Source organism: Pandoraea sp. CB10b_02 (assembly GCF_002216225.1).
Classification (GTDB): Bacteria; Pseudomonadota; Gammaproteobacteria; order Burkholderiales; family Burkholderiaceae; genus Pandoraea; species Pandoraea nosoerga.
Genome location: NZ_NJGW02000005.1, coordinates 266,435 through 287,263, shown reverse-complemented (window position 1 = coordinate 287,263; position 20,829 = coordinate 266,435). Strand labels below are relative to the sequence as shown.

General features: G+C 68.1%; 17 protein-coding genes. 16 read left to right on the top strand and 1 reads right to left on the bottom strand.

Annotation, left to right across the window (positions count from 1 at the left end; all coding sequences use genetic code 11):
- Positions 1-93 precede the first annotated feature (93 nt).
- From CDN36_RS07995 to CDN36_RS07925, 15 genes are all read left to right on the top strand, one after another.
- Positions 94-426, top strand: a complete 333-nt coding sequence (locus tag CDN36_RS07995; RefSeq protein WP_353846857.1) for an IclR family transcriptional regulator — start codon at positions 94-96, stop codon at positions 424-426.
- 619 nt (positions 427-1,045) lie between these two features.
- A complete protein-coding gene (locus CDN36_RS07990) occupies positions 1,046-2,167 on the top strand; it encodes a porin (RefSeq protein WP_287496434.1) in 1,122 nt (373 codons plus the stop codon).
- A 234-nt stretch (positions 2,168-2,401) separates the two neighbouring features.
- On the top strand, positions 2,402-3,202 hold the full coding sequence (locus tag CDN36_RS07985) for a GntR family transcriptional regulator (RefSeq protein WP_287496433.1): 801 nt from the start codon (positions 2,402-2,404) through the stop codon (positions 3,200-3,202).
- A gap of 20 nt (positions 3,203-3,222) precedes the next feature.
- Positions 3,223-4,434 carry an ABC transporter substrate-binding protein gene (locus CDN36_RS07980; protein ID WP_287496432.1) on the top strand — a complete coding sequence of 404 codons (1,212 nt, stop codon included), beginning with the start codon at positions 3,223-3,225 and terminating at the stop codon, positions 4,432-4,434.
- A gap of 4 nt (positions 4,435-4,438) precedes the next feature.
- Positions 4,439-5,311 (top strand): branched-chain amino acid ABC transporter permease, encoded by an 873-nt coding sequence (locus tag CDN36_RS07975; RefSeq protein WP_287496431.1) that lies wholly within the window; start codon positions 4,439-4,441, stop codon positions 5,309-5,311.
- A gap of 44 nt (positions 5,312-5,355) precedes the next feature.
- Positions 5,356-6,387: a branched-chain amino acid ABC transporter permease gene (locus CDN36_RS07970; protein WP_150556814.1), complete on the top strand. Its 1,032-nt coding sequence runs from the start codon at positions 5,356-5,358 to the stop codon at positions 6,385-6,387.
- Positions 6,380-7,183 carry an ABC transporter ATP-binding protein gene (locus CDN36_RS07965; protein ID WP_287496430.1) on the top strand — a complete coding sequence of 268 codons (804 nt, stop codon included), beginning with the start codon at positions 6,380-6,382 and terminating at the stop codon, positions 7,181-7,183. Before CDN36_RS07970 ends, CDN36_RS07965 begins: the two co-directional genes overlap by 8 nt.
- Positions 7,180-7,890 carry an ABC transporter ATP-binding protein gene (locus CDN36_RS07960; protein ID WP_150556816.1) on the top strand — a complete coding sequence of 237 codons (711 nt, stop codon included), beginning with the start codon at positions 7,180-7,182 and terminating at the stop codon, positions 7,888-7,890. The genes CDN36_RS07965 and CDN36_RS07960 overlap by 4 nt, the downstream gene beginning before the upstream one ends.
- 7 nt (positions 7,891-7,897) lie before the next feature.
- Positions 7,898-9,163, top strand: coding sequence for a 3-isopropylmalate dehydratase large subunit (locus CDN36_RS07955; protein WP_287496441.1), 1,266 nt, complete (start codon positions 7,898-7,900; stop codon positions 9,161-9,163).
- Positions 9,164-9,185: 22 nt separating this feature from the next.
- Positions 9,186-9,734, top strand: a complete 549-nt coding sequence (locus CDN36_RS07950) for a LeuD/DmdB family oxidoreductase small subunit (RefSeq protein ID WP_150556817.1) — start codon at positions 9,186-9,188, stop codon at positions 9,732-9,734.
- On the top strand, positions 9,728-11,434 hold the full coding sequence (locus CDN36_RS07945; protein WP_287496429.1) for a hydantoinase B/oxoprolinase family protein: 1,707 nt from the start codon (positions 9,728-9,730) through the stop codon (positions 11,432-11,434). The genes CDN36_RS07950 and CDN36_RS07945 overlap by 7 nt, the downstream gene beginning before the upstream one ends.
- Positions 11,431-13,500 (top strand): hydantoinase/oxoprolinase family protein, encoded by a 2,070-nt coding sequence (locus CDN36_RS07940; protein ID WP_287496428.1) that lies wholly within the window; start codon positions 11,431-11,433, stop codon positions 13,498-13,500. The genes CDN36_RS07945 and CDN36_RS07940 overlap by 4 nt, the downstream gene beginning before the upstream one ends.
- A gap of 24 nt (positions 13,501-13,524) precedes the next feature.
- Complete coding sequence (locus CDN36_RS07935) at positions 13,525-14,142, top strand: cysteine hydrolase family protein (RefSeq protein WP_287496427.1); 618 nt, start codon at positions 13,525-13,527, stop codon at positions 14,140-14,142.
- Between the two features lie 11 nt (positions 14,143-14,153).
- On the top strand, positions 14,154-15,572 hold the full coding sequence (locus CDN36_RS07930; RefSeq protein WP_150556878.1) for an FAD-dependent oxidoreductase: 1,419 nt from the start codon (positions 14,154-14,156) through the stop codon (positions 15,570-15,572).
- On the top strand, positions 15,569-16,444 hold the full coding sequence (locus CDN36_RS07925) for an isocitrate lyase/PEP mutase family protein (RefSeq protein WP_150556821.1): 876 nt from the start codon (positions 15,569-15,571) through the stop codon (positions 16,442-16,444). Before CDN36_RS07930 ends, CDN36_RS07925 begins: the two co-directional genes overlap by 4 nt.
- A gap of 123 nt (positions 16,445-16,567) precedes the next feature.
- Here the strand turns inward: CDN36_RS07925 and CDN36_RS07920 are convergent, their stop codons facing one another.
- The gene (locus tag CDN36_RS07920) at positions 16,568-17,791 is read right to left on the bottom strand and encodes a CaiB/BaiF CoA transferase family protein (RefSeq protein ID WP_287496440.1); all 1,224 of its coding nucleotides are present in this window, start codon (positions 17,789-17,791) and stop codon (positions 16,568-16,570) included.
- A gap of 318 nt (positions 17,792-18,109) precedes the next feature.
- Between CDN36_RS07920 and alaS the strand changes: the two genes are divergently transcribed.
- Positions 18,110-20,734, top strand: a complete 2,625-nt coding sequence (alaS, locus tag CDN36_RS07915) for an alanine--tRNA ligase (RefSeq protein ID WP_287496425.1) — start codon at positions 18,110-18,112, stop codon at positions 20,732-20,734.
- Positions 20,735-20,829 lie beyond the last annotated feature (95 nt).

Sequence of the window (20,829 nt, the reverse complement as noted above, 5' to 3'; positions counted from 1 at the left end):
AGCGTGCAACGCCAGCCCGAACGAATTCGCAAGTATTTCGAGCACGGCCCTGTTCGCTATGCAGCTTGATACAAGTTCACAGGGGCCGGATCAATATCGGAGCCGCGGCGCGAGGCGCTGCTCGCGCAAATCAAGCTCGAGCGCTTCACCGCCAACACCATCACGGATCTCGACGTACTGCGCCGTGAACTCGCCGAGACGGCGCAACGCGGCTACGCCGAGGACCGCGAGGAGAACGAGCCGCAAATCTTCTGCTATGGCTCGCCGATTCTCGGACATGACGGCCAGCCCGTCGCGGCGATCTCGATTTCCATCCCGCTGTTTCGCCGCAGCGACACTCCGCTCGACACCTATGTCGTGCCGCTCAAGGCCGCGTGTCGGGCCATCAGCGACCTGATTGCGCCGGTGCCCGGTGACTTGCTTTGACGCACTGGCGCGGCGCGTGATGTCTCCCGCTCCCGCGCCCGCGCCTTGCAGCCGGCGTCCCATCTGAGGCGAATTCCGGACGGCGCCCCGTCTGCGCGCATCTCGGGAATTTCCCGATGGAACAACTGCGCGCGCCGTTTGTTCCATTGACGCTACAAATTGGCGCTCCTAGAGTCGGTGCCATGATCCATCGTACCGACGCTCTCATGACTCTCCGTGCTCCGCAGCGCGCGGCGCATCGCGTACTGCGCGAATAGCCCGCCGGCCAGCGCTGCGCGAATCGCGTCGCACAGTCGCCGCCATCACGCGATGGCCGAGATGCTGCGACGGCCCGTTGCCAACGCGGTTTGCACGCGCTCCTTTTCCTGACGCCCCTGGCCGCTCGACGTGCCGACTCTCGCACGTCGCGGCATCGTGCGCCCTCGCGTTAGCCTGCCTGGCCAGTTCAGCGAATGTCGCTGCCGGCCGCGCAAGACGCGCGGCGCCGTGGGGCCCTGTTTTCTTCAACAAAAGAAAGACGCCCAGCCTCATGACGCCCCTCGCACGCAAAACCCTCGCTCGCGGAACTTTCGCACGCAAAACGCTCGCACGCAAAACCCTGCCTCTGGCCGGCGCAGCCTTGCTGCTCGCCACTGCCGCATCGCCGGCGCTCGCCCAGTCCAGTGTCACGCTCTACGGCGTGATCGAGGCGGCCATCGTTTCACAGAACCACGCGAGCCCCGACGGTGGGCGCATTGACTCCGTCAATCAGGCCGGCGAGGGTTTCCTCTCGGCGAGCCGCTTCGGTCTGCAAGGCATCGAAGACCTCGGCGGCGGCACCAAGGCGCGCTTCGTGCTCGAGAACGGCTTCAATTCCCAAGCGGGCACGCTCGATCAACAGGGGCAGCTCTTCGGCCGTCAGGCGTTCGTCGCGCTGCAAGGCGTCTGGGGCGAAGTGGCGCTCGGGCGGCAGTACACCGGCGCCGTGGTCGCCATTTCCATGGTCGACCCGATATTCATCGGTGCGCCGCCCACCAACTCGTGGCTCGTCTTCCTCACCGGGCAGCGCTACAACAACGCGCTTACGTGGACGAAAAAGTTCGGCCCCTTCGGCATGAACCTGCAATACGCATTCGGTGGCATCGCGGGGCAGGGCTCGGCCCGCTCTTCCGCTTCGGGAGGGCTGTCCTGGGAGCAGGACGGTCACGTCTTCACCGGTCAATTGCAGCAGACGCACGACTCGCAGAGCCGCACTGCGAAGACGTGGTCGCTCGGCGCCAAAGTGAGCTATGGCAAATGGAAGTTCCACGCCGACTATCTGCAAAGCCAGCGCGACGCCGGCTTCGACGTGACCAACGGGGGTGTCGACTACGCGTCGATCACCAACATGAGCACGGCCGCCACACCGACGACCGTTGCCGCCATCGGCTCGGTCTTCTCCGCCGCGCGTCGCGATCAGTTCTTCACGCTGGGGGCGAGCTACCTGCTCAACCCGTCATGGCAGTTCATCGTGGCGTATATGCAGGACAACACCAGCGCCGTGAACTTCAGCGGCAAGCGCCAGACGGTCTACGGCGTTGTCGATTACTTCTTCTCCAAACGCACCGACGTGTATTTCGCCACGGCGTATGAGCGCGTCGACGGCGGATGGTCCGGACTCTTCGGCACCACGACCACCGACTGGACCGGCGGCAACGGCGTGAAGCTCAACGGTTACGACAATCAAATGAGCTACTACGTCGGCTTGCGTCATCGCTTCTGACGCCAGCGCAACGCCTGTGCTTCGCGCACGAACCGTGCTGCGAAGACGCTGCGAGAAAACGCGTGCGGCGCAGCGGGAAGATTGCTGCGCCGCACCGTGAAATCCCTTGCCGTGCCTGCGTTTGCAGGCGCTGCCTTCAACCATTGCCGAAGGCTTAGGTGTTTTCCCGATAGGACATTTTGTCCGTCCGTTTGTTCTATTGACCGGACATTATGACACTTCCAGAATCGCCGCATGGACACCCCACTTCCGCTTCCGAAGTACCACCAGATCTACCTCGTGCTGCGCGAGCAACTGCAGGAGGGACGCTTCGACCGTGACGGCGTGCCGGGCGAGCATCTGCTGGCCGATCAGTTCAGCGTTGCGCGCATCACGGTCCGCAAGGCGATGGAGATGCTCGTGGCCGACGGTCTCGTCGTGCGGCGCCCGGGGCTCGGCACCTGGCCGCTGCATGCTGGGCAGCGCACCGGCGGCGGCAAGGCGCCCGGCATCTCGCGCGAGAAGGCTCACCTCACGGGGCTGCTGGAGAACATCGTCAACATGGGGTTGCGCACGAGCGTGTCGGTGCTCGAGTCGTCGGTCGTGGGCGCCAGCGAAGCGGTTGCCGAAGCGCTCGCGCTCGCCCCCGGCGCGCCGGTCTACAAGAGCATTCGCGTGCGCAGCACGCAGGCCGGCCCGCTGTCGTACATCACCACGCACGTGCCGGAGGGCATCGCCCGCATCAATCGCGAGGAGCTCGAGCGCAAGCCGCTGCTCATGCTGCTCGAAGCCGCGGGCGTCGAACTGGGCGGCGCCACGCAAACCATTTCCGCGCGTCTGGCCGATGCCGTCGTGGCGCGCCATCTCGACATTGCCGTCGGCTCCGCGCTGCTCGCGGTCACGCGCCTGGTGCGCGATGTGGCCGATCGCCCGGTGCAACTGCTGCAAGGCCTGTATCGCCCCGACCGCTACCAGTACCAGCTCCAGCTCTCGCGCGTCGGCGACATCGACGCCAAGGTCTGGGTCAGCGAAGAGCTGTCCGCCCAATTCCACTGATCACGTCCGGAGAATCGCCAATGAGTTCGCGTCGCACGTTCCTGCGTCAGTCCACCGCCCTGGCCGCGCTTGCCGCCGCCACCACCGCGCCCTGGGCCGCGCGCGCCGCCGGCAAGCCCGTGAAGATCGGCGTGCTGCATCCGGTCACCGGTGCGCTCGCCTATTCGGGCCAGCAATGCCGCCTCGGCGCGCTGCTGGCCGTCGACGACATCAACGCTGCCGGCGGCATCAGGTCGCTTGGCGGCGCGCCCATCGAAGCCGTGCTCGGCGACGCGCAATCGCGCCCGGAAGCCGGCTCGGCCGAAGTCGAGAAGATGAACGAGGCGGGCGTGTCGGCCATCGTCGGCGCGTATGCGTCGGCCATATGCCTCGCCACGACGCAGACCGCCGCGAAATACAACCTGCCTCACGTGGTGGACGTGGGCGTTGCCGACCAGATCGTCGAGCGCGGCCTTGCGAACACGTTCCGTTTCGGCCCGGGCTATCGCATGTGCTCGCTGCGCGCCGTCGACGATCTCGCCGCGCTCAACGCCGCGGCCGGCAAGCCGGCGAGGACGGTCATGATCGTGCACGAGGAGTCGCTCTTCGGCACCGGCACGGCGGCGCTGCTGCAAAAGGAGCTGCCTGCGCGCGGCTTCGAGATCAAGGAAATCATCAAGCACGCCAACCCCACGCGCGACTTCAACAACATCGTGCTGCGCATGCGCTCGGTCAACCCGGACATCGTGATTCCGGCGAACTACTACAACGAGTACGCACTGCTGCTGCGCGCGATGAAGCAACAGAAGGTGCGCCCGAAGGCGATCTACTCGGTCCTGGGCGGTGCGGCGTCGAGCTACAAGTTCCTCAAGGAGTTTCCGGACATTGCCGACGGCATCATCGACTGCAACCACTGGTTCAACCCAAACGACGCACGCGTGGCCTCGCTCAAGCGGCGCACGGAAGCGAAGGGCGCTTTCTTCAGCTACGAAGTCTTCATGACATACACGGCGATGATGCTGCTCGCCGACGCGATCGAGCGCGCCAAGTCGGTCGACCGGGCCGCGATCACGGCAGCGCTGGCCTCGAGCACGTTCAAGGACCACCTGATGCCGTATGGGCCGACCAAGTTCGTGAACGGCCAGAACACGGGGGCGCAGCCGCTGCTCACGCAGGTCTCGGGCGGCGATATCAAGGTCATTCTGCCGGACGGCTACCGCCAGGTCGCGCCGGTGTTTCCGCTCAAGGCCTGACGCGATGCTCGATCCCGTCATTCTGCTCTCGGCGTTGCTTAACGGGCTGACGACCGGCGCGGTGTACGCCCTCATCGCGCTCGGTCTCACGCTCGTCTACGGCGTGCTGCACATCATCAACTTCGCGCACGGCGCGGCATTGATGGTGGCGCTCTATGCCGTGTGGCTGCTCAGGGAGAAGCTCGGCGTCGACCCATACGTCGCGCTGCCGTTCGTCACGCTCGGCATGTTCGCCCTCGGCTATGCGCTGCAGCGCGTCGTGATCGAGCGCGCCAGTCACGGCAAGGACGAGAACATCCTGCTCGTCACGCTGGGCCTGGCCATCGTGCTCGAGAACCTGGCGCTCGTATGGTTCAAGTCCGACACGCACACCATCGACACGCCCTACACGCTCGCCACGGTGGACGTGGGCCCGGTGATGCTGGCCGTGCCGAAGCTGATCGCGTTCGGCGGCGCGCTGGCGGCCGCGGCGATGCTGTTCTGGCTGATGCGCGCGACCGATCTTGGCCGCGCGATTCGCGCGGTCGCCAAGGAGAAGCACGGCGCGAAGCTCATGGGCATCGACGTCGAACGCGTGTACGCGGTGTCGTTCGGCATCGGCATGGCCTGCGTCGGTGCGGCGGCGTGCTTCCTGCTGCCGACGTACTACGTCAATCCGCAAGTGGGCGGCGGCTTCGTGCTGGTGGCCTTCACGATCGTGGTGCTCGGCGGCATGGGCAGCTTCACCGGCGCGCTCATCGGCGGGCTGCTCATCGGCGTCGTGGAGTCGCTAAGCGGCCTGTGGCTCGGCGATTCGCTCGGGCAGATCGGCATCTTCGCCATTTTCATCATCGTCGTGCTGCTGCGCCCGCAGGGGCTGTTCGGCGCGCGGGCCTGAAGGGACGGGAGAGCAAAGATGCAAAGCATGAGCAGGAGCAAGCGATGAGAGATCTTCGATGGATCGTGTTGTTCGGCGTTGTCGCGACGGCGCTACTCGTCACGCTGCAGTCGGGCGTGTGGCTGTCGTTTCTGATGATGACGCTCTACACGGTGCTGCTCTCGCAGTCGTGGAACATTCTGGGCGGTTTCGGCGGACAGTTGTCGTTCGGCCACGCGCTCTTCTTCGGCGTGGGCGCCTACGCGCAAGCGATCGCGCAACTGCGCTGGGGATGGAACCCGTGGGCGGCCATGCCTTTGGCTATCGCGACGGGCACGCTGGTGGCCATGGTCATCGGCGCGGTTACGTTCCGCTATGGCCTCAAGGGGTCGTACTTCGCGCTGGTGACGCTCGCGTTCGCGGAGGTGTTCCGCATTCTGGCCGTCTCGCTGCCATTTACCGGCGCGGGCGTGGGCCTGATGGTGCCGTTGCACCAGGGCGTGAGTCAGTTGCAGTTCGCCTCGCCGCGCGGCTATGCGTTCGTGCTGCTCGCGTTCGTGGTGGCCGCGTTGCTGGTGACGGCATGGTTGCGGCATTCGCGCTTCGGCGCCTGGCTACAGGCGGTGCGCGACAACGAGAGCGCCGCGCGCGCGGTGGGGGTGAACCCGCTGCGCGTGAAGCTCGGCGCGATCGCGCTGTCCGGCGCGTTCATGAGCGCCGCGGGCGTGTGCTACGTGCAGATGTTCCAGTACATCGACGCGGGCATTGCCTTCGGTTCGACGATCTCGGTCGAGGCGCTCGTCGGTGTGATCGTCGGTGGGCTCGGCACGCTGTGGGGACCGGTGCTCGGCGCCGCCGTGCTGTACACGCTGGGCGAGCTCACCCGCAACCTTTTCGGTGAATTGCCGGGGCTGTCGATGGTGATCTATGGCGCCGTGCTGATTCTGATCGTGATGTTCCTGCCGCGCGGCATGACGGGCGCCGGGGCATCGGTGCGCCGCCTGTTCGGCATGGACAAAACCAGCACGCGAGCGCACGGCGAAGGGCGCAACGACGCACGAGCGGCCGCGGCGCGCGAGGAGAAGGCCCGTGTCTGAAGCCTTGTTGAAAGCCGATGGCCTGTCCATCACCTTCGGCGGCCTGAAGGCCGTGCAGGACGTCAGTCTCACGATCCGGCCGGGCACGCTGAGCGCGCTCGTCGGGCCGAACGGCGCGGGCAAGACCACGTTGTTCGGCCTGCTCTCGGGGTTCCTCACGCCGAGCGCCGGCCGGGTCGAATTCCTGGGGCGCGACATCACCGGCCAGGCGCCGTTCGTGACGGCGCGCCAGGGCCTCACGCGCACGTTCCAGATCGTGCAGCCGTTCGGCGCGCAGACGGTGCGCGAGAACATTGCCGTCGGCGCGCATCTGCACGAGAGCAATCGGCGCGCTGCACTGCGTGAGGCCGAGGCCATCGCCGTGCGCACCAACCTGCAGGCGCAGCTCGACAAGCCGGCGGCCGATTTGACGGTGTGCGGGCGCAAGCGCCTGGAACTGGCGCGCGCGCTGGCCACGCGCCCACGCCTGCTGCTGCTTGACGAAGTGCTCGCCGGTCTCAATCCGAGCGAGATCGACGAAATGATCCCCGTGGTGCGCGACATCGCGGACAGCGGCGTGACGGTGCTGATGATCGAGCACGTAATGCGCGCCGTCATGAGTCTTGCCGAGCACGTGTGGGTGCTCGCGCAAGGCCGGCTGATCGCCGCGGGCACGCCGCGGGAGGTGACCTCCGATCCCGCCGTCGTCGAGGCCTATCTCGGGCATGGCACGGCGGCGCGTCTGGCCGCGCATGCTGCCCAGGCAGCCCAGGTCGGGCAGCTCGGGGCGGTTGGGCACAAGGGAGGCATGCAATGAGCCATCTGCTCGAAGTCGAGGGCCTGCGCACCGGCTACGGCCGTGTGGAAGTGCTGCGCGGTGTTGATCTGACGGTCGGCGAGGGAGAGATCGTGGTGCTGCTCGGCAGTAACGGCGCCGGCAAGTCCACGCTCAACAACACGCTCTCGGGCATCAATCCGGTGTGGGCGGGACGGGTGCGGTTCGACGGCCACGATCTGACCGGACGTCACTACCGCGAGGTCGTCAAGGCGGGCTTGATTCAGGTGCCCGAAGGCCGGCGCATCTTCCCGAACCTCAGCGTGCGCGAGAACCTCGCCCTCGGCGCGTTCGCCCGCGCTCGCGCGCAGCGCGAGCGCAGCCTGGAGCGCATGCTCGATCTGTTTCCGCGTCTGCGCGAGCGCATCGCCCAGCCGGCCGGGACGATGTCCGGTGGCGAGCAGCAGATGCTCGCCATCGGGCGCGGCCTGATGGCCGAGCCGCGGCTGCTGATTCTCGACGAACCGTCGCTCGGGCTCTCGCCGCTCATGGTCGAGGAACTGTTCTCGCTCATCGCGCGTTTGCAGCGCGACGGTCTGTCGATCCTGCTCGTCGAGCAGAACGTCGGCCAGTCACTCGAGACGGGCCAGCGCGGCTACGTGCTCGAGAACGGCGCCATTGGCCACAGCGGTACGTGCGCGGAACTGCTCGCCAGCCCCGAGCTGCGCCGCGCCTATCTCGGAATGTAAGGGACTCATCGTGGCTCAAACTCTCACGCAAAAGCTGCTGGCCGCCGCCTGTGGGCGCGCCGAGGTAGCCGTCGGCGAGATCGTGACGTGCAAGGTCGATCTCGCCATGTTTCACGACTCGAGCGGCCCGCGCCGCCTCCAGCCGATGCTCGAATCGCTTGGCGCTCAACTGTGGGACAAGTCGAAGGTCGTGCTCGTGATCGACCACTACGTGCCCGAGTCGGACGACGAATCGCGCCGCATCGTGCGCATCGCGCGCGACTGGGCGCGGGCGCAGGCGCTGCCCAACGTCTACGACTCGGTCGGCATCTGCCATGTGGTCGTGCCCGAGCACGGCCACCTGCGCCCCGGCATGTTCTGCGTGGGCGGCGACTCGCATTCGCCGACCGGCGGCGCGTTCGGCGCGTACATGTTCGGTATCGGCAGCACGGAAATGCTCGGTGTGGCCGTGTCCGGCGAAATCTGGGTGAAGGTGCCCGACACCCTCCAGATGCGTTGGGACGGGCGGCTCGCCGACGGCGTCACGGCCAAGGACATGATGCTGCACATGATCGGCCGCTTCGGCATGAACGGCGGGCGCTATCAGGCCATCGAGTTTTGCGGCGAGGCGGTGCGTGCGCTGTCGATGCAGGAGCGCATGACGCTCTCGAACATGAGCGCCGAACTGGGCTCGCAAGTCGGGCTGATCGCCCCGGATGCGACCACCGTCGACTACCTGCGCTCGGTCGGCGTGACGGGCCCGATCGACGTCGGGCGCTGGCAAAGCGACGCGGGCGCGCGGGCCGAAGTGCACGCGTTCGACGCGAGCACGCTCGCCCCGCAGGTCGCCGCGCCGCACAGTCCCGCCAACACGCGCGCCATCGACGCGTTTGCCGACGTGGCAATCGATGTGGCCTATCTCGGCGCGTGCACGGGCGCGAAGCTCGACGACCTGCGCGCCGCCGCCCGTGTACTCAGGGGCCGGCGCATTGCCGACGGTATGCGCTTCGTCGTGGCGCCGGCATCCGCGCGCGATCAGGCGCAGGCGGCGAGCGAGGGCGTGATGGACGCGCTCGTCGCGGCCGGTGCGCAGGTGCTCGCCAGCACCTGCGGCGCCTGTGCGGGCTATGGCGGCTCGATCCCGGAAGGGGCGACCGTCATGTCGAGCACCGCGCGCAATTTCAAGGGGCGCATGGGCGCGGAGAGCGCGCAGGTCTATCTCGGCTCGCCCTACGCCGTCGCCGCCGCCGCGCTCACGGGCCGCATTGCCGATCCACGCGACGTCCTCGCCTGATTCCGTACCGACAACGCTCTCCATGACATTGCCAAGGTCTACTCCTGCTTTCGCCGCGCCCGCGCATCGTGCGTGGGTGGTCGGCGCCGACATCGACACCGACGCGCTCGCGCCGGGCGCGTACATGAAATTCGGCATCGACGAGATCGCCCGTCACTGCCTGCATCGCGTGCGGCCCGAATTCGCGGCCGGGGTCGCGCCGGGCGACGTGCTCGTGGCCGGACCGAACTTCGGTATCGGCTCCTCGCGCGAACAGGCGGCCGCCGCGCTCGTACACCTCGGCGTGCGCGCCGTGATCGCACCGTCGTTCAACGGCCTGTATTTCCGCAACGCCTTCAACGTGGGGCTGTTGCTGCTCACGTGCGCCGAGGCGCATCGCATCGCCGAGGGCGAAGCGGTGCGGCTCGCGCCGCGCGAAGGCTTCATCGAGCGCGCCGACGGCACGCGTCTGGCCTGCGAGAACGTGCCGGGCTTCCTGCTCGACATGGTCGAGGCGGGCGGCCTGCTCAATCTGCTCAAGCGGCGCAGCTCGACATCTCACGCGACACCTAACGGAGTTTCTTCATGCTAGATCCCGTCACGCTGGCGGTCCTCAAGGGCCGGCTGGAGCAGATCGCCGACGAAATGGACGCGACGCTCTACCGCAGCGCCTTCAACCCGATCATCGCCGAGGCCCATGACGCCTGCCACGGCATCTACGACGCGGCCAGCGGCGCCACGCTCGTGCAGGGCAAGTCGGGCCTGCCGGTCTTCGTCGGCGCCATGGCCTTCGCCGTGCAGGCGGCCGCGCGCGCCGCGGCCGAGCGCGGCGGCATGGTCGAGGGCGACGTCTGGCTGTTCAACGACCCCTACGAAGGCGGCACGCACGCCAACGACTTCAAGCTCGTTCGCCCCGTCTTCCGTGACGGCCGGCTGTATTGTTTTCTCGCTTCGGCCGCGCATTGGCACGACGTGGGCGGCGCAGTGCCGGGCAACTACAACCCGGCGGCGACCGAGTGCTGGCAGGAGGCGGTGCAGATCCCGCCGGTGCGCATCGTGCGCGGCGGCGAACTCGACGCCGACGTGCTCGCCATTCTCAAGGCCAACACGCGTTTGCCCGATAGCCTCTGGGGCGATCTGAACGGGCAGTTGGCGGCGCTCGAACTGGGCGGGCGACGCCTGTCCGATCTGCTCGACGAATACGGCGACGCCACGGTGCAGGAGGCGCTCGCCCAGTTGCGCGAGCGCGCCGTGAAACTGATGCGCGCTCACGTGGGTGCGCTGCCCGACGGCGAATACGTTTATCGCGACACGCTCGACAACGACGGCGTGCGCGACGAGCCGCTCACCATCGCGCTGCGCATGCGCGTGGCGGGCGACACGCTCACGCTGGACTTCACCGGCACGTCGCCGGCGTGCATGGGGCCGGTAAATATCTCGCGCGCCACGGCCATTGCGGCGTGTTACGTCGCGCTCAAGCACCTGTTCCCGGACGTGCCCGCCAACGCCGGCGTGCTCGACGCCGTGCGCTTCGAGCTGCCCGAAGGGCTGCTCATCTCCGCGCAACGCCCGCGTCCGGTCGGCGGCTACACCGAGACCATCCTGCGCATGATCGACGTGATCTTCTGCGCCATGGCGCAGGCCGCTCCCGAGCGCGCCATGGCGCAGGCCTACGGCACCATCAACGCGCTGTCGATCGCGGGCTATCGCACCGATGCGGCGCGCAAGGGCCAGCGCTGGGTGATGTTCAGCTTCTTCGGCGGCGGCCATGGCGGTCACAGCGACGGCGACGGCCTGTCGCACGGCAACGCCCCGATCTCGACGGCCACCATTCCGCCGGTGGAGATTCTCGAAGCCGCTTATCCCGTGCGTTTCACGCAATGGGCCCTGCGCCCCGACTCCGCCGGCGACGGCGAGCATCGCGGCGGACTGGGCGCCATCTACGAAATCGAGCTGCTCGAAGACAGTGCCGAGGCTTTCGTGTTCGGCGAGCGCGGGCGCTCGGCGCCGCAGGGCATTGCCGGCGGCCGGGCATCGGTGCCCAACGTCTTTCGCTATCAGCGCGAGGGGCAGTGGCATATGCCGCCGATGGCCTCGAAGATGCTCGGCATCAAGCTCGCGCGCGGCGAGCGCGTCCGGCTGGAGACGCCGGGCGGCGGCGGCTACGGCGACCCGGCCCGGCGCGACACGCGCCAGCGCGAACACGATCGTGCGATGGGCTATGTGACAGGGGCGAAGGCGGATACCCGCGCTGACGCCGCCGACCAGGCAACGAAGGAGCAACAGGCATGAGTGCAGTCGCCACCCCCCAATCCCCGCTCGTCGTTGGCGTCGACGTGGGCGGAACCTTTACCGATCTGTTCGTGCTCGACGAGGCGGCCGGCGTGGCGCGCATCGTGAAGGTGCCGTCCACGCGCGGCGAGGAAGCGCGCGGCTTCATGAACGGAATCGAGCGCGTCGATGCGTCGGGCAAGGGCGGCGCCGCGGCGATCGCCACCATCGTGCATGGCACGACGGTGGGCACGAACGCGCTGCTCGAGCGCAAGGTCGCCCGCACGGGCATCATCACCACGGCAGGCTTTCGCGACGTGCTCGAGATGCGCCGCCGCGACCGGCCGGCCACGTGGGGCCTGCGCGGCAATTTCACGCCCATCGTGCCGCGCGATCTGCGGCTCGAAGTCGACGAGCGCGTGCTGGCCGACGGCACGGTGCACACCGAAGTCGATATCGCGCAGGTCGAGGCCGCGGCACGCGCGCTGCTCGAAGCGGGATGCGAAGCGGTTTGCGTGTTCTTCGTCAACGCCTACGCGAATCCGGTAAACGAGCAACGGGCGGTCGCCGCGGTGCGTGCGTTGTGGCCCAATGGCAACGTGACGGCCGCCACCGAAGTGCTGCCCGAGATCCGCGAGTTCGAGCGCTGCTCGACCGCGACGCTCAACGCGTCGCTGCAGCCGGTGGTGGGCGGCTATCTCACGCGGCTCGCGCGCGACCTGCAGGCGCAGGGCTTCGGCGGCGAACTGCTCGTGGTGCAGAGCAATGGCGGGATCATGTCGCGCGAGACGGCGAGCGACGTGCCGGTGCGCACGGCGCTCTCGGGCCCCGCGGCCGGCGTGATCGCATGCGCGGCCATTGCGCGCGCGGCCGGTTTCGCCAACGTGGTCACGGGCGACATGGGCGGCACGTCGTTCGACGTGTCGCTGGTCGCGGGCGGCGAAGCCTCGCTCTCTGCGCAGACGTCCATCGAATTCGGCATGGTCGTGCGCTCGCCGATGATCCAGATCGAGACGATCGGTGCGGGCGGCGGCTCGATTGCGTCCGTCGATGCGGGCGGCCTGCTGCAGGTCGGCCCCGAGTCGGCCGGCAGCGTGCCGGGGCCGGCGTGCTATGGGCGCGGCAATTCGCGCCCCACCGTCACGGACGCCAACGTGCTGCTCGGCCGCATTGCCGCCGACCGGCCGTTGGGCGGCGGGTTGCTGGCAAAGCTCGACGCGAGCCTGGCCGAACGCGCGATCGGCGAGCACGTGGCCGAGCCGCTCGGACTCGACGTCCACGCGGCGGCCGAAGCCATTCTCACCGTTGCCAATGCGAAGATGGCCGGCGCCATTCGCGTGGTCTCGATCGAACGCGGCCACGATCCGCGCCAGTTCGCCTACATGCCGTTCGGCGGCGGGGGCGCGCTGCACGTGTGCGCGATGATGCGCGAGGTCGGCACCACGACCGGCATCGTGCCGCGCTATCCGGGTGTGACCTCCGCGCTCGGCTGCGTGATCGCCGACATGCGGCACGACAGCGTGCAGACGCTCAACCAGCCGCTCGCCGCGCTCGACACGGACGATCTCGTCGCGCGCGTGGAGGCGCTGGGGCAGGCATGCCAGCAACGCCTCGACTCGGCCGGCGTGCGCTTCGACGCCGTGCGCGAAGTCATCGAACTCGACATGCTCTACGTGGGCCAGAGCCACACGGTGCGGGTGCCGGTGGCGCGCGAGGCGCTCGATCGCGAAGGTATTGCACGGGCATTCGAGACCGCGTATCGCGAGGCTTTCGGGCGCGCGCTCGACGGCATTGCGGTGCGCATCATGAACCTGCGCTATGCGCGCATAGGCGTGCGTCCGAAGTTCGACCTCGCGGTGCTCGCGCCGCAAGCGACCGAAATGCCGGCGCCGCTCGGCACGCAGCGCGTCTATCACGCGGGCCAGTGGTGGGACGCCGTGCGGCATGCACGCCTGGACCTGCCGGTCGGCGCCGTGGTCGCGGGGCCCGCCATCCTCGAACAGTCCGACACGACGATCTGGCTCGAACCCGGTTTCTCCGGGCGCGTCGATGCGCTGGGCAATCTGCTCATCACGCGCGACGCCTGAGCCCCACCACAGGAGATTCGGCTCATGAGCCCGACCGCAAGATTCGATGCGACGCGCACTGCGCTCGTCATCGTCGATCTACAGAACGATTTCATTACGCCCGGCGGCGCCTACGATCGGGGGGGCGCGACAACGGCCGAGGCGCAGGCGCTGCCCGCGCGCCTTGCGCCTGTCGCCCGCTCGCTCAAGGCGGCCGGCGGCTACGTGGCGGCAAGCCAGTTCACGCTTTGGCCCGACGCGCACGGCGAGCCGATGATCTCGCCGCACCTGAAGCAATTGCGCCCGTTCCTGCGGCGCGGCGACTTCGTGGCGGGCACGAACGGGCACGCCACGGTGGCGTCGTTGGCCGGACACGTCGACGTCTCGGTGTGGAAGGTCGCCTATTCCGCCTTCTTCAATACGCAGCTCGACTGGGTGCTGCGGCGAGCCGGCATCGACACGGTGGCGGTGTGCGGCATCGTGACGAATGGCGGCGTGGCCAGCACGGTGCGCGACGCCCACATGCGCGATTACCGCGTGCTCGTGCTCGCCGACGGCTGCGCCGCGCCGACTCCAGCGGCGCACGACGCCGCGCTTGCCGATCTGCTCACGGTCGGCGAAATCGTCACTTGCGAGGCCTTCGCAGGCCGGATCGCAGCATGAGCGCACACGGCATGACGGAAGGCCCCGTCGTTCGAAAGGGGCGCCCGCCCGTCGACGACCTGCCGCAGGTGAGCGTGGTGATCGTCGGCGCGGGCGCGTGCGGGCTGACGGCCGCGCTCGTGCTGCAGGACGCCGGCGTCGACTGCGTGCTGCTCGAGCGCGACGCCGTGCCGAGCGGCTCGAGCGCGCTGTCATCGGGTTTCATTCCGGCCGCGGGCAGCGCCGTGCAGCGTGCTGCCGGCATCGACGACAGTCCGGCGCGGTTCGCGGACGACATCATGCGCAAGACCAGGGGCACCGCCGCCGCGCATCTGGTGGCGGCGTACACCCAGGCGTCGGGACCGGCCATCGATGCGCTGGCGCGCCACGGCCTGACGTTCGACGTGCTCGACGGCTTTCTGTACCCCGGACACAGCGTGCGCCGCATGCACAGCCTGCCCGAGCGTACCGGTGCGGCCCTCATGGCGGCGCTCGAGCGCGCGGTGCTGGCAACCGACGCCGCCATTCTCACGCGCACGCTCGTGCGCGAGCTGTGGCTCGACGACGCCGGCCGCGTGCAGGCCGTGGGGGGCGTGCGGCCCGACGGCGCGATGGAGTACCTGGGGTGCGACATGCTGCTGCTCGCCTGCAACGGTTTCGGCGGCAATGCGGCGCTGCGTGCCGAATGGCTGCCGGAGATGGCCCACGCCGTGTATGGCGGCCACGAGGGCAACGACGGCAGCGCGCTGCTGTGGGGCAGGGCGCTCGGTGCGGCGCAGGCCGATCTGGGCGGCTATCAGGGCCATGGCTCGTGGGCGAGCCCGCATGGGGTGCTGATCTCGTGGGCCGTCATCATGGATGGCGGCGTGCAGGTCAATCGTGAAGGCCGGCGTTTTCACGACGAAACGCACGGCTATTCAGAGGCGGCCGTCAACGTGCTGGCGCAGCCGGGCGGCGTCGCGTGGAACGTGTTCGATGCGAAAACGCTCGCGCTTGCGCGCACATTCCCCGACTTCCGGGAGGCCGAAGCCGCGGGCGCGCTCAAGCGCTGCGCCGACGTCGACGCGCTTGCCGCCGCGATCGGATGCGACGCGGCCGCGCTGCGCGCCACGCTCGACGGCGTGAGGCCCGATGCCACGCCGGCGGACGGGCGGCGCTTCACCCGAACGCTCCATGCGCCGTATTACGCCGTCAAGGTCACGGGGGCGCTGTTTCACACCCAGGGCGGCCTCGACATCGACGCACACTGCCGCGTGCTGCGCACCGACGGTTCGCCGTTTCCCAATCTATTGGCCGCCGGCGGCGCGGCGCGAGGCGTATCGGGCAACGCCGTATGGGGCTACTTGTCCGGCAACGGATTGCTCTCGGCCGTGGCGGGCGGGTATCTGGCCGCCACGACCGCCATCGCAACGCTCGGCGCTGCATCACATTCCCAGGAGACTTGCGCATGACGACATCGTCGTCTCTCAAACCGCGGCTTGCCGATCGGCTCGGACAAGGCGTGCTGCTCGCGCCCGGCGTGTACGACGCGCTGTCCGCGCTCGTCGCCGCGCAAGCCGGCTTCGACGCGCTGTATCTGTCGGGCGCGTCCATTGCCTACACGCGGCTCGCTCGCTCCGACATCGGGCTCACGACCTATCCCGAAGTGGAGGACACGCTCGCGCGCATTGCCGAGCGCGTGCCGGTGCCCGTGATCGTCGACGCCGACACGGGCTTCGGCAATGCGTTGAACGTCAAGCGAACCGTGCGCGGTTTCGAGCGCGCCGGCGCGGCCATGATCCAGCTGGAAGACCAGACGTTTCCGAAGCGCTGCGGGCATCTCGACGGCAAGGGCGTCGTGAGCGTGCAGGAAATGGCGGGCAAGGTGCGCGCGGCGGTCGACGCGCGGCACGACGCCGGCACGCTGATCCTCGCGCGCACCGATGCGGTGGCCGTCGAAGGGCTCGATGCCGCGCTCGATCGCGCCGAGCGCTATCTCGAAGCGGGCGCGGACGCGTTGTTCATCGAAGCGTTGCGCACGACCGAGCAGATGGCCGCGGCATGCGAGCGCTTCGCCGCGCGCGTGCCGCTGCTCGCCAATATGGTCGAGGGCGGCAAGACGCCGGTGCACAGCGCCCGGGCGCTGGCCGACATCGGTTTTCGCATCGTCATCTTCCCCGGCGGCACGGCGCGCGCGGTCGCGCACGCGCTGCAGGGGTATTACGCGAACCTTCGCGAGCACGGAACGACCGCCGCCTGGCGCGACCGCATGCTCGACTTCGACGGGCTCAACGCCGTGATCGGCACGCCCGAACTGCTGGCCGAGGGAAAGCGCTACGAATGAAGCGCGCCCGGCCAACGGCCGGCGCGTTGTCCGGTGGCAGCGGCGTGTCACGTGGGTCACGCCGTCGTCAGACGCCTGCCGCAGCACATCGCGGCAGGCTTTTTTCGTATTGGCCGCGCCCGCTCAGACGATGCCGTCGCGGCGCAGCTCGGCGATCTTCGCGTCGTCGAAGCCCAGACGCTCGCGCAGGATGTCGTCGCTGTGCTGGCCCAGCGTCGGCGGCGCAGTGCGCGCGAGCGGCGGCGTCTCGCTCATCTTCATGGGGCTCGCCACCAGGCGTGCGACCCCGCCCGACGGATGAGGCAGCTCGAGCGCCATCTCGCGCGCGATCACCTGCGGGTGCGCGAACACTTCGGGCAGCGTGTTGATCGGGCCGCACGGTACGCCGGCCGCTTCGAGCCTGTCGATCCATGCGTCCTTGCCGAACTTGCGCACCATGCGCGCGAGCAGCGGCACGAGCGCCTCGCGATGGCGCACGCGCGCCGGGTTCGTGGCGAACCGTTCGTCATCGGCCAGCGCCGGTTCGCCGCCGGCTTCCACGAACTTGCGGAACTGGCCGTCGTTGCCCACGGCGACGATGATCCAGCCGTCGTCGCCGGTCTGGAAGGTCTGATACGGCACGATGTTCGGATGCGCGTTTCCCCAGCGCACGGGCGCCTTGCCGCTCGCCAGATAGTTGGTGTTCATGTTGGCGAGCATGGCGACCTGCGTGTCGAGCAGGGCCATGTCGATGTACTGGCCCACGCCGGTGCGATCGCGGTGGGTGAGCGCGGCCATGATGGCCAGGCTTGCGTACATGCCGGTCATCAGGTCGGCGATCGCCACGCCGGCCTTCTGCGGACCGCCCCCGGGCAGGCCGTCGCGCTCGCCCGTGATGCTCATGAAGCCTCCGATGCCCTGCACGATGAAGTCGTAGCCGGCGCGCGAGGCGTATGGGCCATTCTGGCCGAAACCGGTCACCGAGCAATAGACGAGGTCGGGCCTGACGGCCCTGAGCGAAGCGTAATCGAGCCCATATCTGGCGAGCTGGCCGACCTTGTAGTTCTCGACGACGACGTCGCTCTGCGCGGCCAGGGCGCGCACGATGGCCTGCCCCTCGGGACGCGAGATGTCCAGCGTGAGCGAGCGCTTGTTGCGATTGGCGGCAAGGTAGTAGGCTGCCTCGGCCGTGTCGTTGCCCTCGGCGTCGCGCTGATAGGGCGGGCCCCAACTGCGCGTGTCGTCGCCCACGCCGGGGCGCTCCACTTTGATTACGTCCGCGCCCAGATCGGCAAGGTTCTGCGTCGCCCACGGACCGGCCAGCACGCGCGAAAGATCCAGCACCCGAATATGGCTCAGCGCGCCCATCGTCATCTCTCTCCTTGAGGGGATCGCCTCATGGTCGCCGACGTTGCGTGTCGGGCGTCATGTGCGAAACGTTGTTTTGCAATGCGGAACTCGTGGTCAGCAGTCTACGTGGGTGACTGGCGTCTTGACCAGCGTCGTTTCGCAGTGCGGTTGGCAGCGGTTCGATGGGTGCCGAGCGCGTGGCCGAGGGTGTGGCCGAGCACGCGGTGGAAGGCGCGGCGCGGTGATACGGCCGATTTCCCGTATAATCAAAAGTTTGCAAAATACCCGCCAGGCTTCGCTTTGCGCCCGCCCGGTCCCCACGCTCTCAAGCACGCTATGAAAGTCGCAGACATTCGGGAAAAATTCCTCAACTTCTTCGAGTCGAAGGGGCACACGATCGTGCGCTCGTCGAGCCTCGTGCCGTCCAATGACCCCACGCTGCTGTTCACGAACTCCGGCATGGTGCAGTTCAAGGACGTCTTCCTCGGCCTCGAGACGCGCCCCTACAAGCGTGCGACCACGGCCCAGCGCAGCGTGCGCGCCGGCGGCAAGCACAACGATCTGGAGAACGTCGGCTACACGGCCCGTCACCACACGTTCTTCGAAATGCTGGGCAACTTCTCGTTCGGCGACTACTTCAAGCGCGAAGCGATCCAGTACGCATGGGCGTTGCTCACCGACGTCTACAAACTGCCCAAGGACAAGCTCTGGGTCACGGTCTACAAGGAAGACGACGAGGCCTACGACATCTGGGCGAAGGAAGTCGGCGTGCCGACCGAGCGCATCATCCGCATCGGCGACAACAAGGGCGCGCGCTACGCGTCGGACAACTTCTGGCAGATGGCCGACACCGGTCCGTGCGGCCCGTGCTCGGAAATCTTCTACGACCACGGCCCCGACGTGTGGGGCGGCCCGCCGGGATCGCCCGAAGAGGACGGCGATCGCTATATCGAAGTGTGGAACCTCGTGTTCATGCAGTTCAACCGCGACGAGCAGGGCAACATGACGCCGCTGCCCAAGCCGTGCGTCGACACCGGCATGGGGCTGGAGCGTATCGCGGCCGTGCTGCAACACGTGCACAGCAACTACGAGATCGACCTGTTCCAGCACCTGATCAAGGCCGCGGCGCGCGAGACCGGCGTGAGCGATCTGAGCGCGAACTCGCTCAAGGTGATCGCCGATCACATCCGCGCCTGCTCGTTCCTGATCGTCGACGGCGTGATCCCCGGCAACGAAGGCCGCGGCTACGTGCTGCGCCGTATCATCCGCCGCGCGATCCGTCATGGTTACAAGCTCGGCTGCAAGCAGCCGTTCTTCTATAAGCTCGTGCCGGATCTGGTCGCCGAAATGGGCGCGGCCTATCCGGAGCTGGCCCAGGCGCAGCAGCGCGTGACGGACGTGCTCAGGCAGGAAGAAGAGCGCTTCGGCGAAACCATCGAGAACGGCATGGAGATTCTCGAAGGCGCGCTGGCCGATCTGGCCGCGCGCGGCGTGACCACGCTCGACGGCGAACTCGCGTTCAAGCTGCACGACACGTATGGCTTCCCGCTCGATCTGACGGCGGACGTCTGCCGCGAGCGCAACATCTCGGTCGATGAAGCCGGTTTTGACGCCGCGATGGCGCGTCAGCGCGAGCAGGCGCGCGCCGCCGGCAAGTTCAAGATGGCGACGGCCCTCGAGTACGACGGCGACAAGACGCGCTTCCAGGGCTACGACACGCTGTCCATCGAAGGCGCGAAGATCACGGCGCTGTACGTCGACGGCACAAGCGTGGGCAAGCTGGGCGCGGGCCAGCAGGGTATCGTGGTGCTCGACACCACCCCGTTCTATGCCGAGTCGGGCGGTCAGGTCGGCGATCAGGGGCTGATCACGACGGCCGGCGCGCGCTTCGGTGTGGCCGATACGCAGAAAATCCAGGCCGACGTTTTCGGTCACTACGGCACGCTCGAATCGGGCGAACTGAAGGTGGGCGACGCCGTGACGGCGCAGGTCGATGCCGTGCGTCGCGCGCGCACGGTGCGCAACCACTCGGCGACGCACCTGATGCACAAGGCGCTGCGCGAGGTGCTCGGCACCCACGTGCAGCAAAAGGGCTCGCTCGTCGACGCCGACAAGACACGCTTTGACTTCGCGCACAACGCCGCCATGACCGCCGACGAAATCCGTCGCGTGGAAGACATCGTCAACGCCGAAGTGCTGGCCAACGCACCGGTGCATGCGGCGCTCATGTCCTACGACGATGCGGTAAAGGGCGGCGCGATGGCCCTGTTCGGCGAAAAGTACGGCGACGAAGTGCGCGTGCTCGACATCGGCACGTCGCGCGAACTGTGCGGCGGCACGCACGTGGCGCGCACGGGCGACATCGGCCTGTTCAAGATCGTGATGGAAGGCGGCGTGGCCGCCGGTATCCGCCGCGTGGAAGCGATCACCGGCGACAACTCGGTGCGCTTCGTGCAGAAGCTCGACGACCAGCTCAACGAAGCCGCGGCCGCGCTCAAGACGCAGCCGGCCGAACTGACGCCGCGCATCGCGCAGGTGCAGGAGCAGGTCAAGTCGCTCGAGAAGGAACTGGCCGCGCTCAAGTCGAAGCTCGCGTCGAGCCAGGGCGATGAACTGGTCGGGAAGGCGGTCGACGTGAACGGCCTGAAGGTGCTCGCCGCTCAGCTCGACGGCGCCGACGTCAAGACGCTGCGCGAGACGATGGACAAGCTCAAGGACAAGCTCGGGAGCGCAGCCATCGTGCTCGCGGCTGTCGACGGCGGCAAGGTGAGCCTGATCGCCGGCGTGACCGCCGACGCGACCGGCAAGGTCAAGGCGGGCGAGCTGGTCAACTTCGTCGCGCAGCAAGTCGGCGGCAAGGGCGGCGGCCGCCCCGACATGGCGCAAGCCGGCGGCACCGATCCGTCGCAACTGCCGCAGGCGCTCGCCGGCGTGCAGGGCTGGGTCGCGGGCAAGCTGTAATTCGCCGGCAGCCCGTTGGCAATTCGTGGGCGTTGCCGACGGCAGGCGGCGCCCCCGCCTGCGGCGATTCATTCTGTCGGCCCCGGCCGGGCCCT

Coding starts and splice junctions, on each gene's coding strand:
- alaS (WP_287496425.1), top strand. CDS start 18,110: ATGAAAGTCGCAGACATTCGGGAAAAATTCCTCAACTTCTTCGAGTCG.
- CDN36_RS07920 (WP_287496440.1), bottom strand. CDS start 17,791: ATGGGCGCGCTGAGCCATATTCGGGTGCTGGATCTTTCGCGCGTGCTG.
- CDN36_RS07935 (WP_287496427.1), top strand. CDS start 13,525: ATGAGCCCGACCGCAAGATTCGATGCGACGCGCACTGCGCTCGTCATC.
- CDN36_RS07950 (WP_150556817.1), top strand. CDS start 9,186: ATGACATTGCCAAGGTCTACTCCTGCTTTCGCCGCGCCCGCGCATCGT.
- CDN36_RS07985 (WP_287496433.1), top strand. CDS start 2,402: ATGGACACCCCACTTCCGCTTCCGAAGTACCACCAGATCTACCTCGTG.
- CDN36_RS07930 (WP_150556878.1), top strand. CDS start 14,154: ATGACGGAAGGCCCCGTCGTTCGAAAGGGGCGCCCGCCCGTCGACGAC.
- CDN36_RS07925 (WP_150556821.1), top strand. CDS start 15,569: ATGACGACATCGTCGTCTCTCAAACCGCGGCTTGCCGATCGGCTCGGA.
- CDN36_RS07975 (WP_287496431.1), top strand. CDS start 4,439: ATGCTCGATCCCGTCATTCTGCTCTCGGCGTTGCTTAACGGGCTGACG.
- CDN36_RS07960 (WP_150556816.1), top strand. CDS start 7,180: ATGAGCCATCTGCTCGAAGTCGAGGGCCTGCGCACCGGCTACGGCCGT.
- CDN36_RS07945 (WP_287496429.1), top strand. CDS start 9,728: ATGCTAGATCCCGTCACGCTGGCGGTCCTCAAGGGCCGGCTGGAGCAG.
- CDN36_RS07970 (WP_150556814.1), top strand. CDS start 5,356: ATGAGAGATCTTCGATGGATCGTGTTGTTCGGCGTTGTCGCGACGGCG.
- CDN36_RS07940 (WP_287496428.1), top strand. CDS start 11,431: ATGAGTGCAGTCGCCACCCCCCAATCCCCGCTCGTCGTTGGCGTCGAC.
- CDN36_RS07980 (WP_287496432.1), top strand. CDS start 3,223: ATGAGTTCGCGTCGCACGTTCCTGCGTCAGTCCACCGCCCTGGCCGCG.